General features: G+C 37.6%; 12 protein-coding genes. 7 read left to right on the top strand and 5 right to left on the bottom strand.

Annotated elements, in window-relative coordinates; genetic code table 11:
* The first annotated feature begins 68 nt into the window (after nt 1-68).
* The gene (locus BM207_RS18235) at nt 69-1,436 is read left to right on the top strand and encodes a sensor histidine kinase (protein WP_090997917.1); all 1,368 of its coding nucleotides are present in this window, start codon (nt 69-71) and stop codon (nt 1,434-1,436) included.
* Here the strand turns inward: BM207_RS18235 and BM207_RS18230 are convergent.
* From BM207_RS18230 to BM207_RS18215, 4 genes are all read right to left on the bottom strand, one after another.
* Nucleotides 1,429-2,535: a hypothetical protein gene (locus BM207_RS18230; protein WP_090997914.1), complete on the bottom strand. Its 1,107-nt coding sequence runs from the start codon at nt 2,533-2,535 to the stop codon at nt 1,429-1,431. The two genes, BM207_RS18235 and BM207_RS18230, sit on opposite strands and share 8 nt — an antisense overlap.
* 77 nt (nt 2,536-2,612) lie before the next feature.
* Nucleotides 2,613-4,358: an FAD/NAD(P)-binding protein gene (locus BM207_RS18225; RefSeq protein ID WP_090997911.1), complete on the bottom strand. Its 1,746-nt coding sequence runs from the start codon at nt 4,356-4,358 to the stop codon at nt 2,613-2,615.
* 8 nt (nt 4,359-4,366) lie between these two features.
* A complete protein-coding gene (locus BM207_RS18220) occupies nt 4,367-4,714 on the bottom strand; it encodes a nuclear transport factor 2 family protein (protein WP_090997908.1) in 348 nt (115 codons plus the stop codon).
* Nucleotides 4,715-4,796: 82 nt separating this feature from the next.
* A complete protein-coding gene (locus BM207_RS18215; protein ID WP_090997905.1) occupies nt 4,797-5,417 on the bottom strand; it encodes a YceI family protein in 621 nt (206 codons plus the stop codon).
* Nucleotides 5,418-5,567: 150 nt separating this feature from the next.
* Here BM207_RS18215 and BM207_RS18210 point away from each other — a divergent pair, with 150 nt between their 5' ends.
* From BM207_RS18210 to BM207_RS18185, 6 genes are all read left to right on the top strand, one after another.
* Nucleotides 5,568-6,425, top strand: a complete 858-nt coding sequence (locus tag BM207_RS18210; RefSeq protein WP_218155079.1) for a winged helix-turn-helix domain-containing protein — start codon at nt 5,568-5,570, stop codon at nt 6,423-6,425.
* Between the two features lie 68 nt (nt 6,426-6,493).
* A complete protein-coding gene (gene trpS, locus BM207_RS18205) occupies nt 6,494-7,492 on the top strand; it encodes a tryptophan--tRNA ligase (RefSeq protein WP_090997900.1) in 999 nt (332 codons plus the stop codon).
* Between the two features lie 58 nt (nt 7,493-7,550).
* Nucleotides 7,551-8,165, top strand: a complete 615-nt coding sequence (locus BM207_RS18200; RefSeq protein WP_090997897.1) for a deoxynucleoside kinase — start codon at nt 7,551-7,553, stop codon at nt 8,163-8,165.
* Nucleotides 8,152-8,394 (top strand): DUF5808 domain-containing protein, encoded by a 243-nt coding sequence (locus BM207_RS18195; protein WP_090997894.1) that lies wholly within the window; start codon nt 8,152-8,154, stop codon nt 8,392-8,394. Before BM207_RS18200 ends, BM207_RS18195 begins: the two co-directional genes overlap by 14 nt.
* Nucleotides 8,395-8,399: 5 nt before the next feature.
* The gene (gene kdsB, locus BM207_RS18190; RefSeq protein WP_090997892.1) at nt 8,400-9,110 is read left to right on the top strand and encodes a 3-deoxy-manno-octulosonate cytidylyltransferase; all 711 of its coding nucleotides are present in this window, start codon (nt 8,400-8,402) and stop codon (nt 9,108-9,110) included.
* Between the two features lie 4 nt (nt 9,111-9,114).
* On the top strand, nt 9,115-9,642 hold the full coding sequence (locus BM207_RS18185) for a hypothetical protein (protein WP_090997889.1): 528 nt from the start codon (nt 9,115-9,117) through the stop codon (nt 9,640-9,642).
* A 181-nt stretch (nt 9,643-9,823) separates the two neighbouring features.
* Here the strand turns inward: BM207_RS18185 and BM207_RS18180 are convergent, their stop codons facing one another.
* Complete coding sequence (locus BM207_RS18180) at nt 9,824-12,643, bottom strand: triple tyrosine motif-containing protein (RefSeq protein ID WP_245768167.1); 2,820 nt, start codon at nt 12,641-12,643, stop codon at nt 9,824-9,826.
* Nucleotides 12,644-12,779 lie beyond the last annotated feature (136 nt).

Here is a 12,779-nt window from a genome sequence, read left to right as displayed (position 1 = left end):
CTACTTAGTTACTACTTTGCTTCTACTTACCTAGCCCTTTGAATATTTCTTTTTACATTTGATTAAATATGTCAAAATTCACCAAATTCAATAAAGCCAATCTGAAAAACAAAAACACCTTTTGGGCTGAATTGGTAGGAAGCCCCGATGTTTTCTCCCTTGAAAGCAGAATATTTCACTCTATTACGTTAGGGTTAATTTTGCTAGTGAGTTTCTATGTTCCTTATAATTTATATGCAAAGCTGTATGTTGGTTCGCTCTCAGCATTAATATTTGGCCTATTTTTTTCTTATCAATACTACCATTCCAGATTCCAGGGAAAACCCCACAACAGCGTATTATTTGGTATCATAGGAATTGTACTTTTTGGGATTAATTATTTCACCAATTCAGGCATTCATGGCTCAACTGATCTAATCTGGCCTATTCAACTTTTGTTGCTATTTGCAATATCTCCTTATAAACACCATACTAAATGGTTAATTGTCTACCTGCTTATATTTTCTGGCCTACACGTATTCGAGTACTACAATCCGCATTGGGTACAACATCCTTTCACCTTCGGAAAAGGGCAATTCATAGATCGGATCACCGCATTCCCCATCCCTGTTATCGTTATTTATTTGGTCATCACTTTCATCAGGCGTAGCCACGATAAAGAGCAACAGGCAGGCAAGGAAAAAACTAGAGCCGTAGAAATTAGCAAAACACAAATTTTATTACAGAATGATCAGTTGGAGCAACGGAATGTCGAAAAAAATAAACTGATGTCTATTATTTCACACGATTTAAGAGCACCATTAATGAATATCCAAAATTACCTTTCGCTGCTTAACGAAAATGAATTAAGCAACGAAGAACGCCCTGTATTGGAAAAAGCACTGCTCAAATCTACCAATAGCGCGATGGACATGCTTTCCAATCTATTAAATTGGTCTAAGTCGCAAATGGAAGGGGCATCTGTTAACCTGGTGGAAGAAAACCTTTTAAATTCTTTACTAAATACCTTGGAGATGGAAAAAGCATTAGCCACTAAGAAAGGTATTCAACTAACTCATCAAATTCCCTCACAAATCACTGTCATTGCAGATATAAATATGCTACAATTAGTGGTGCGGAACCTAATTAGCAATGCGATCAAGTTTACACCACCGCAAGGCACTATTCATGTTGAAGCAGTCGTATTAGAAAGTGAATGCAAATTAACAGTGAGCGACAATGGCATAGGCATTGCCAAAGAAATTCAAGAAGATATTTTCTCTATCAAATCGAAATCGACTTTGGGCACGAACGACGAAAAGGGAATTGGCTTAGGTTTGGCATTATGCAAAGAATTTATAGAACGACAGGGTGGGCGAATTGGTTTTGAAAGCAATCCAGGATCTGGTTCCACCTTCTTTATTTTTATACCAATGCCTAAAACAACAACTATTTAGCTATTACAAAAGCATTTTTATCGTCTCCTACCCATTTGTACTTATAAATGGTACTTTGCTGCTGCCCGTCTTTTGTTTTTTCATTATGGGAAATGTAAAAAAGTCCATCTCCCAAGGGACATAAACCTGTGGCACCCCATTTAAACGACCATCCACCCAGTAATGCAAGCGTGCTAACTTTAACCTGTTGATCATCCGATAGGACATAACCATTGCCCGGCTTCTGATGCCCATCAATTACAAATAAGTCGTAATTCGGAAACTGAGACTTGGATCCTTTGTAAACCGCAGCAAACAAATTTCCGGTTGTAGGATCGTAAGCCAAGTTTTGGATGCCATAGCGGGTATTACCTGTTTTCACGAAATACTTAGCCAATGGCTGTTCTGGCCCAGAATGATGCAACCTACTTTGTGACAAACCCCGTTCATATTTAGCCCAATTACTAATGTCGTATTTTAAAATTACCTGATGATCATTATCGTTCCTCGTTGTATCCCCATATACGCCGTAAGCAACATAAAGGTATTTTTTTTGCTTATTAGAACTGCCTATGGCTGGTGCAAAAGCGATACCATCTATACCAGAACAAGCAAACCGATGCGAAACCTGCCTATTATTTACCTTAACCTTAGCGTTATAATCAATAACTGCTTCCTTAATATAAACCGTACGCAATAGTGCTTCCTTTTCTGCATCCATATTTGGCCTGGTGATTCGAGAGCACTCAAATATGGCGATATAAAAACCATCTTCGTTCACAGTTTCAACACCCAATTGCTTTTTAACACCCTTCCCTATGGCGTCATTTTTGTATTCTAAAGACCCATATATTTTTCCGTCCTCCGTTATATCCAAATCACCTAAGTGACCTACAAAACCGGTTACACTGCCAATCAAATTCCCTTTCAGATCCATCTTCACCAACTTATCGGTAAATGAAAAATAAACATGTCCGTTATTCTGGTCCACCACCACGCCCTGCACATGGAGCGCACCTTGTTTACCCGAATAAATCGAATCTGGCAGCTGGATCGTTTGAGCTGAAACTGCAAAAACAAGCGTGAAAAGCAACGTAATAGCTAAGAATAATTTCTTCATTTATTGATCATTTGAACAAATGTGGAAAAATTTAAAAGAAAATCAAACAAAATCACCCCCCGACTTACGAAGTCGGCCTAAATAGGCCGACTTCGTAAGTCGGAAATTAAGGTCTCAACGATTCTTTTAGACGCCTCCTCACAAAAATCCAGACCGGAATAATCGGGGTTTAATCCATCCATATAAGGAACAGCCATCATGTAAATCCGCTTATTATAGGCTCCATAGCGGTCGAGCACCTGAAAACTATCATTGATGGAAATACCCGAAACTTGCAAATAATAGGTACCATCCTCACCCATTTCCACTTTTTCGTCGCCTTTCTCAAAGGCAATCCTTCCTCGTTCTTCGGATTGAAAGCGGATACGAGCCGGACTAATCGTTTTATCCGCAAGCATGCTTTTGAAGGGAAACTCGCTCAAACTTAAATGAGGCTGTCCGGTACAATCTATATAAGTTTGATAATGCTTGGATTGCCTTTCCCCCGTATCATCTGTAAAATGATAAATTGCCCCACCTTGTTGCGCAGCAGGTTCAACACGGCTATCATCACCAACAGCAATCATATCCAAAACCCCAGCCTGATGTAAGGCCATGAGTTCCTCACAGGAGCTTTGGGGAACATAAGCAATTACGATTGAAATCAAAGGCATTAAGGTGTTTTGAAGACGTAGCATATCTTCGGCAGACAGGTATTTGGCCGGATAGTTTAGCGTAAAACTGAGTATCCCCAACATTTCTTTCCAATAGATACTTTCTTGACGCTTGATAGATTTTGCCGCCTGTTCGTATTCAGCTTTGAGCAATTGAAAAGGATCTAACTCTTCTCGAAGCTCCATCATGGCCGACACAAATTCTTCCAGGCTCATTTCCTTAATTTTCTCATAAAATGAAGGGTCTTTTTCTTTAAATATCTCTTTGAAGTCCTTTTCAAAAATATAATCGAGCGATAAAAAGCCATTATTACGTTTAATGTGGGCCACAATTTCCCCGTTATTGAGCAGCTCGTCATTATGTAAACGAGGATCTTCAAGGTGAAACCGAACTGCTGGCAGCATTCCATTTCTAGAATGCATGCTGATCTTAAAGTTTTGGCAATGCTTGAAAGGCTGATAGCTTAAGCGTTTGCTCTCATTGCTAATGAATTTTCCATTATTTCTCGCTAAGGTTCTAATTGCATCAATCGCTGTAAGCGAAGAGCCTTTAACGGCAACAAGGTGATTGAGCAGAAGATTAAGCTTTGATGGCGGATATGGAGACTCAAAATAACCAGGCAATTTACCTTCATGTTTTTTTGGCCAATGATGTCCGGTGCAGATAATTACCGCATCGAACTTTAACGGTTCCCTCCCAGAAATTATAACCCAAGTCTCCTTTAAATCTGGATGGTCTACAATATCTTCTACATGGCACTCTAGACATAGATGGGTAACAACTCCCTTTTCTTTTGCGCATGTTAACAAAAGTTCAAATTGAGCAGAAAGATACATACCAAAAAAAAGTCGTGGAAGCACTTTATATTCATTGAAATTGGCAGGATCAATTGCATATTGCTTCAAAATGGCTGGCGAGACAGTCTTAACCCATTCTGTAATAGAAGTAACCAATTCTGGTATCTCATTCTCCGAAACATTGGTAATGTGCTCATCATTTGCACCACAACTACTATAAGGCATTCCTGCACCCAGGCGATCCCTTTTCTCAATTATTGTTATTTCTATTTCACGATTACCACAATCTAGTAGCCGTTTAAATAAAAATAATCCACTTGGTCCACCACCTAATATAGCGACCCTCTTAGTTTTTTGTTTTTTCTTTGGCATTAAAGCAATTACATATTATAAAAAAATGTGTCTTTGATGATCTTACCGTCTTTCACTTCATATACACAGATTTCGCTCATGCTCATTCGTCCATGCTCCTTATAAGTCGCATCAATATCCATGATACAAGCAAAATGATCCTTAGCAATTAATGGATCAGAGATAACAGAACTGTGGACTTCTTGAATACTGGCTTCAAACTTTTCTGTTTTAGCCCTTACAGATTCAAACCCCTGGGTGGTTTCATTAGGTTCATTGCTTACTATTTCTTTAGCATAAAGCTCGTCAATTGCTTCATGAAACTTACCTTCACGGCAAAGCGCTATTAATCTATTTGCAACTTCTTCGGTATCCATAATCTTTAATTTAGGTAAACAAATTTTTCTGTATGATTAACAATCATACTAACTTAAAGTTTACTGTACCTAAATTATCGCTTTATTTACCTCTAGTAAACACCAAAGTCAAGGAAATTGGAATTTCATCGGCAATCATTTTGTCCTTTATATTCGAAAAGAACTGATCTGTTACAGAAACTTGTGATGTTTCATGAATACCCCACTTAACTCGATCAATAGTTAGGCTCGCATTAGCTGTAAGCCCAGTAGCACTTGGTTTAATCGTAGCTAAAAAGGTTATAGGATGCTTGGTTTTTTTAATGGTTAAATCTCCTGCAACTTTATATTGAGAGGCTATAGCTGTGGGCATAATACTGTGAACTGTAATGTTAGCCGCAGGATAGGTTGAGGTTTCAAAGAAACTGCTCCCTTTAAGCTCCTTGTTAATTTTTTCATTTTCAGCCGGATTTTTATGCTCCGTAGTGGTAATGGTCTTCATGTTCATGCTAAACACCCCATCATTTAACATGCCTGCAGCATTGGTTCGGATCCAACCTGAATTAAATAACAAAAAGCCAAAATGTTTAGTGCCTACTTTTTTAGTACCCTTCCAAAATAGCTTGCTTTTTTTGGTATCCAGGTGATAAGTTTGTTGGGCACTTGCTGCTAAGCTTGAAACCAGGAGAGCCCACATAGAAGCTCTGCGAATAAAGTTGATCATATGAATTAATTTTCAACAAACCTAAATCACTTCGCAAGGTTACCTGGTATTTCTCCTGTAAAAAGAAATGTAAATTTTGTAAAATCATCTTAAATCTTCCTTAATTACAGCTATTAAAGCTAAATTTAACTCGAATAGCAAAATTGTATCATGTTTAAAAGAAAAAGCTTTTACCCGCTGGCGCTGTCATCTTTATTGATCATTTCCATCTTATGTGCATTTAGCCTGACCAATAAAGACAGTTTTAACTATGCAAAGCAGGAGATCATGCTCCGCAAGATAGGCCACGAATTATTATTACAAGCTGGAGATAGTACCTCACGTGTACTACCGATAAAAATGCTGGGCGAAAATGAATATCAAATCACCTTTGAAAATGAATTTACCTTTAGGCCTGATTCTTTGGTAGGTATTGTAAAACGCTCCTTAGCCAAACATACTTTGAAAGAAAACTACGTAGTAAACGTACTTAACTGCGCCGAAAAGGAAGTTGTATATGGCTTTGTCATACTTAAAGATAAGAAAGATGATATCATCGCCTGCAGTGGCAGAGAGCAGCCTAAAAGCTGTTACTTTATTAACATCAAATTTCAAGAAAGTGGGATCAGTAATACGCAAAAAGGATACCTGTTAGGTGGGTTACCCTTACTGGCTTTTGTTGGGCTCCTTATTTCAGCAAAAGTGAATGTACGCGAACCTAAGCCAACTTCCAATAACATTATTATTGGGAAAATGCTATTCAATCCAATAGCAAGAACAATTACCATTAGTCAAAAAACGACAAATCTTACAATAAAAGAAAACAAATTACTGCTGATTTTCTCTAAATCGCCTAACATGATCATAGAAAGAAGCCGGCTCCAAAAGGAAATTTGGGAAGATGAAGGCGTAATTGTTGGCCGTAGTCTAGATGTTTTCGTGTCTAGATTAAGAAAAAAAATGGAGAATGAACCCAACCTCCAGCTCATCAACATCCATAATAAAGGATATAAACTACAAGTTCATTAAAAACAAAATTTTAGTCCCCTTTTATTTGTTTTTTCTTAATTTCGGGGCATTACAAATAAAACCTACAAATGAAAGAAACAGTAGTGAGCGGGATCCGTTCTACAGGGAAGTTACACATAGGAAATTATTACGGTGCAGTTAAAAGTTTTGTAAAAATGCAGCATGAGTACAATTGCTATTTTTTTATTGCTGATTTACATTCGTTAACCACACACCCCACTCCGCAAGATTTACACGGTAATATTAAACAAGTTTTGGTAGAGTATCTGGCCTGTGGGATCGACCCTGAAGAGACTACAATCTACATCCAATCTGATGTTCCTGAAATTGCGGAACTATATCTTTATCTAAATATGAACGCCTATATGGGCGAATTAGAACGCAGCACCTCTTTTAAAGATAAAGTACGCGGAAATCCTGATAATGTAAATGCTGGTTTGTTGACCTATCCAGTTTTAATGGCAGCAGATATTTTAATTCATAAAGCTACCAAAGTTCCTGTAGGTAAAGATCAAGAGCAACATTTAGAAATGGCCCGTACCTTTGGCAATCGTTTTAATCGTTTATATCATAATGAATATTTTCCAGAGCCATATGCCTTTAGCTATTCGAAAGGTCTTGTTAAAGTGCCCGGCTTAGATGGAAAAGGCAAAATGGGCAAATCTGAAGGAGAAAATAATGCCGTTTACCTTTCTGACAGTCCAGAGATTATCCGTAAAAAAGTATTGAAAGCTGTTACCGATGGCGGACCAACTGCCGAGTTCCAAGAAAAACCAGAAGCAATTCAAAACCTTTTCGAATTGATGAAAATTGTTTCACCAGCAGATACTTTAACGCATTTTGAAGATCAGTATAATAAAATGACAATCAGATACGGAGATTTCAAGAAGCAATTGGCCGAAGACATGATTTTAACCACTGCACCAATGCGGGAAAGAATTAATGAAATAGCGGCCGATACCTCATACCTTCGCCAGGTAGCAAAACATGGCGCCTTAAAAGCTAGAGAAAGCGCCCAAAAAACAATCAGAGAAGTAAGAGAAATTATTGGTTTTAAAAGTTTTTAAATTATCTTGCGGTAAGCGAACGCTCTAAGCCTCACGCTTCACGCTTAACACAAAAAGTATGCACATAGCAATTGTTGGAAATATTGGCGCCGGTAAAACTACATTAACTGGTTTGCTAGCTAAAAATTACGGATGGGAAGCACTGTACGAAGCCGTGGATAATAATCCATACCTGGAGGACTTTTATAGCGATATGAAACGCTGGAGTTTTAACCTACAGATCTATTTTTTAAATAGCCGTTTTCAACAAATTGTTGAAATAGAAAGCAATAAAAGAAATGTAATACAAGACCGAACCATTTATGAAGATGCTTATATTTTTGCCGAAAATTTGCACGAAATGGGTTTGATGACCACACGGGATCATGACAACTATCAGGCAATATTTGAAAATATCACTTCTTTTATCAAACCACCCGACTTATTGGTATACTTACGTGCTTCGGTGCCAACCCTGGTGAATAATATACAACGCAGAGGAAGGGAATACGAAGCAAGCATTCGGATTGATTATTTATCTAAACTGAACGAGAAATATGAAGCTTGGATCAAAAATTATACCTCAGGTAAATTATTAATATTAGATAAGGATAAATTGGATTTCACTAATAATCCTGAAGACCTAGGAACAATTATTCAATCGATTGAAGCAGAAATTAATGGGCTTTTTTAAGCGTTTAAAGCTTTATTTTACTACTCAAAATACAGGAAAAGATTTTGAACATGAAAAACCTGAAAATTGGGTGTTCGGAATATTTTACTTTAATTCAAAAGACTATCGGTTTATTTTACCTAAACGAAACCAGATGATGGGCTGGACATTTAATTTTGCTCATCCAATTTCTTATATTGTGTTAGCTTTAATTCTTTTAGTTGTGATTTTGTCATCATTAAACACTTAATAACAATGAAGTCTCTAGGTGTTATTCCTGCCCGTTTTGCCTCTACACGCTTTCCGGGTAAACCATTAGTTGATATTCGTGGTAAAAGTATGATTCAGCGGGTGTACGAGCAATCTCTCAAATCGAGCTTAAACAAGGTTGTTGTGGCAACAGATGATGACCGAATTGCCGAAGAAGTGAAGCGCTTTGGAGGCGAATTTGTCATGACAGCCAACACTCACCAAAGTGGAACAGACCGTTGTGCAGAAGTAGTAAAAAACCTTCCAGGTTACGACGTTATCATCAATATACAGGGTGATGAACCTTTTATAGATCCGCTACAGATTAATTTGATTAACGATTGTTTTGCAGACGAAAAAGTTCAATTAGCCACCTTGATTAAAGAAATCCATGGTGAAGAAGAACTATTTAATCCAAATATTCCGAAAGTTGTCATTGGGAATCAGCAACAGGCCCTCTACTTTAGTAGACACCCAATCCCCTATCTGCGCGACCCATCAGCTACTCACCAATTTTATAAGCATATCGGCATATATGGTTATAAAACAGCAACGCTATTAGCAATTACACAATTAAAACCATCCTTGCTTGAGTTAGCAGAAAGCCTGGAACAACTTCGATGGCTAGAAAATGGGTACCAAATTCAAACCAGACTAACAACAATTGAAACCATTGCGATAGATTCGCCTAGCGACTTATTAAAAATAAATTTTTAAGGCTATGAGGAACATTTATTACTTCGGATTGCTGTGCTATGTATTCGTTGTTGCCTGCAATTCAACACCAAAAGAAGAACTTAAACCTGCATCCAATCATACAGCCACCCCCTTTAGCGACACGCTAAAACTCGACACTTTCAAGGTTTCTTTAGAGGGAACAGATCCAAAAAACAGTTCATTACAGTTCAGTATCATTTCTTATAAGGGAAAAGAAATCTATAAAGTCAATATCCAGGGAGCAGATCTATTAAAAGCAAACCAAAATTTAAAAACAAATAGCGAAAAGATGAAGTACTTAAACAACCAGGTACAATTCTTTTTTGAAGAAGAACATTTTATATGGCCAGCTGTTATGCCCACAGAAAAAGCCGATGAAAATGTGCCTGATAAAGCGTTTTATGAAGAGCTCAAACAAACTCAGTTAAATGGGTTTAACTACCGCTTAGGTAAGGAAGCTAAAGTTTACATCGCCTGGTCAGAAAAAGACCAAAAAGTCAAAGTATTCTATCAAACTCACGATACTTTCTAAGACTCGTCATTGCGAGGAGTTGCGAGGCGTTGCAAAGCATCATTGCGAGGCGTTGTAAAGCATGAAACAAAGCGTCATTCCACTGCGAGGCTGTCAATATAAAACACCGTCATTGCGAGGAACGAAGCAATCTAATGGAGAGATTGCTTCGTTCCTCGCAATGACGGATTCTGAATCCCCCTTACTTAAACAAAAAATCAAATAAATTTATTTCCGGTTTAAGACCTAATTTTTTTCGTAAACGGTAGCGACTAACCTCAACCGCCCTCGGCGTAATATTTAAAAGCTGAGCTATTTCTTTAGAAGAAAGGTTAAGTTTTAAATAGGCACACAACTTTAAATCGCTTGGACTTAAATTCGGGTATTTATCCTTCAAATTACTCAGAAAATTGGCATGTACATGATCAAAATGAATGGCAAACTGATCCCAATCGTTATCTAATTTCTTAGCCTCGTTTAGCAACCGGATCACTTTCTTTAGATCGTCCGCAGTATCTTTACTGGTTGTTTGCTTAACCATTGGCAATAATTCATCGCCAATTTTAGACAATAATTTGCCCCTTTGCACCAAATGCATCGTTGTAGTAGCAAGCTCTTTATTCTTAAATTCTACTTCTACCTCCAATTGCTTCTTCTGCAACTTGGTAATCTGCTGTTCATTACGCTCTATTTCTAACTGGTGGCTTTCCCTCAATTTAGCCTGTACCTTTTGGTGCTGCCTTTCCTGATATTTGATCAACAGATACAATAGAAACCCGAAAATCACCAAATATACTGCGTAAGCGATGGTACTTTCATACCATGCCGGCTTTATAGTAAAAGGATAGCTGACCGGGGTAGATTCGTTACCCAAATTGTTTCTTGCCTTTACATTAAATACATATCGTCCCGCTCCAAGGTTGGTATAATCTTTTTCACTCTTACTGCTCCAGGCCGACCATTTATCTTCAAATCCTTTGAGCTGGTAACTAAATTCAATATTCTCCTGCTGCTCAAACAAGGTAGACCCAAACTCAAAATGCAAGGAATTGAATTTATAGGGTAGTTTAGCTAAATCGTCCTTTTGCGCTCTTCCTTTAAAATATCCTCCAAATAGAATACTATCCGTTGCCCCCATGATGCTAACTTGCCCTAAAACTACATTGGGTTTGTAAATATTTGCTGCATACTTCTTATAATCTAAATGTAACAGACCTTTATTAGCTCCAATAAAGATATTGTTGTCATCATAAGGATAAATATTTTCAAAACCAGCAACAATCTTTAGTTTTAACTCAGGCAACTCAACAATGGAGAATTGCTTACCAGGCGGCTTTCTTTTAAAGTCTACCACGCCTACCTTTTTATCTGATACGAACCACAGCTTGCCCTCTTTGTCTTGAACAAGACATTGTAAAGGCATTTTCTTGAAAATCGGTCTAAAGTAACGGCTTACGGCAAACTTTCTTTTTTTGGCGTCATATTCATAAATGCCATCTGCTGTCGCGGCAACGACCCTATCCTTAAGTGCAAACACATAATTATATAAGGTCAGCGGCAATCCATCCTTCTCAGTTAATAGCGAAGTTTTGATGATACTTTGTCCATCGGCAGAAAGATCCATCTTAAAAATCCCCCGATAGGGATGAGAAGCCCAGATGCAATTAACCTTCTTATCAACCACAACAAAACGTAATGGCTCATTTAAAGAGGAAAAATTTCTATTATTGATAAACTCTCCATTCTTAAAATCGAGCATTTGTAAGCCTGTATAGGTACCGGTAAGTATGCGATCTCCAATTGGTTTGAATAACCAGGTTCCTAAATCTCTATACAGTGCAAAAGCATTATTACCTTTAATATCGAAAGCACCATCTTCTTTAGCCAGTAACAAATGATTATTAATTTCCGTCAACCCCCAAGTCTGGCCCTTGGTGTCATTCACCTCTTCAAACTTCGCTTTGCTATTACTAATATCCGACTGCTTTAGATTTACCGGAGCGGAAAATAATCCATTCGAAGTACCGATATAGAGTTTATCCTTAAATATACGACTCGCATAACTAGCTATTTGTTTATTTTTATCTGGATAAATATGTTTAATTGCACTATTAAAAGCAATAAAAGCAATCCCATCGTCTAAACCAATCCACAAGTTCTGATGCTGATCTAAAAATATGCTTCGGATATTGTTATTCAACAAACCTTCGGCATAGGAAAACTGCCTTTGCAAAGTTCCATTCTTATTGATAATGAGCAAAGCAGAAGAAGTTGTGCCCAAGGCATACAGATCAGGGTTAATTTGGATTGCTCCATTTATTCGGTCATTATAAAAAATCTTATCTAAGGGAGTTGATTTTTTAATGAGTTTATCTCCTATCAATAAGAAAATCCCATCTTTTAATGTGGTCAACATTAAGGTGTCGCCATTGTAGGGCAAAACTGCAGTGATATTGGAATTGATAATCCTGGGGTCATTGCATTTCACAATCCACTTTCCATCTTCAAGTGTTTTTAAGCCGATATTGATCTCATGGGCAAATACCTCATTTTTAACCGCGCCCATATACACCCACGTTAAGGTGGTGCGATACACATCAATTTTATTGTCTTTTAAACGGAAAATTTTTGTGACCGTTCTAAAATATACTGCATCACCTACCAGCTCAATATTCCAAACGTCTGCAAATTGCTTATCGCCCTTTGGAATTAAGTTCTTAAGCGACCGATAGGTTAATACCCCATTTTTATTTGGATAATAATAACCAATTTCATCTTGGGCCCCAACATACAACCGGCCATTGGTAGCAATTTTGACCGAACGTAAAATGGTTTTGTTAGGAAAGGGGTATAACTTCCAATAAGTCCCATTAAAAGTAAGCAAGCCTTCGTTGTTGGCAATATATAAAATACCATTGCGATCTTGGGAAATCCCCCAATTCTGCGTTCCAGCTCCATAGTCCAATCCCTTGTAACTTGTAACCTGGGGAAGACCAATTGGGTCTTGAGCCTTCAAGCTCACTGGACAAAGACAGCTAAGGAAAATAAATAGATAAATATATTTCATGTCCAAAGAAAAAAATCCTATACAAGATAATGAAGATAGCAAATTTCTCTTTGTTGTGGTCACATATTGCTTATTCTTATCAAAATTGCAG

This window comes from Pedobacter insulae (assembly GCF_900113525.1).
Taxonomy (GTDB): domain Bacteria; phylum Bacteroidota; class Bacteroidia; order Sphingobacteriales; family Sphingobacteriaceae; genus Pedobacter; species Pedobacter insulae.
Note: the sequence above shows the minus strand (reverse complement) of the source record. Positions and strands in the feature narration are given on the sequence as shown.

What these genes read in the sequence shown, in the direction of transcription:
- BM207_RS18210 (WP_218155079.1), top strand. Translation starts at nt 5,568, where the DNA reads ATGTTTAAAAGAAAAAGCTTTTACCCGCTGGCGCTGTCATCTTTATTG.
- BM207_RS18230 (WP_090997914.1), bottom strand. Translation starts at nt 2,535, where the DNA reads ATGAAGAAATTATTCTTAGCTATTACGTTGCTTTTCACGCTTGTTTTT.
- BM207_RS18220 (WP_090997908.1), bottom strand. Translation starts at nt 4,714, where the DNA reads ATGGATACCGAAGAAGTTGCAAATAGATTAATAGCGCTTTGCCGTGAA.
- BM207_RS18195 (WP_090997894.1), top strand. Translation starts at nt 8,152, where the DNA reads ATGGGCTTTTTTAAGCGTTTAAAGCTTTATTTTACTACTCAAAATACA.
- BM207_RS18185 (WP_090997889.1), top strand. Translation starts at nt 9,115, where the DNA reads ATGAGGAACATTTATTACTTCGGATTGCTGTGCTATGTATTCGTTGTT.
- trpS (WP_090997900.1), top strand. Translation starts at nt 6,494, where the DNA reads ATGAAAGAAACAGTAGTGAGCGGGATCCGTTCTACAGGGAAGTTACAC.
- BM207_RS18215 (WP_090997905.1), bottom strand. Translation starts at nt 5,417, where the DNA reads ATGATCAACTTTATTCGCAGAGCTTCTATGTGGGCTCTCCTGGTTTCA.
- BM207_RS18235 (WP_090997917.1), top strand. Translation starts at nt 69, where the DNA reads ATGTCAAAATTCACCAAATTCAATAAAGCCAATCTGAAAAACAAAAAC.
- kdsB (WP_090997892.1), top strand. Translation starts at nt 8,400, where the DNA reads ATGAAGTCTCTAGGTGTTATTCCTGCCCGTTTTGCCTCTACACGCTTT.
- BM207_RS18200 (WP_090997897.1), top strand. Translation starts at nt 7,551, where the DNA reads ATGCACATAGCAATTGTTGGAAATATTGGCGCCGGTAAAACTACATTA.
- BM207_RS18225 (WP_090997911.1), bottom strand. Translation starts at nt 4,358, where the DNA reads ATGCCAAAGAAAAAACAAAAAACTAAGAGGGTCGCTATATTAGGTGGT.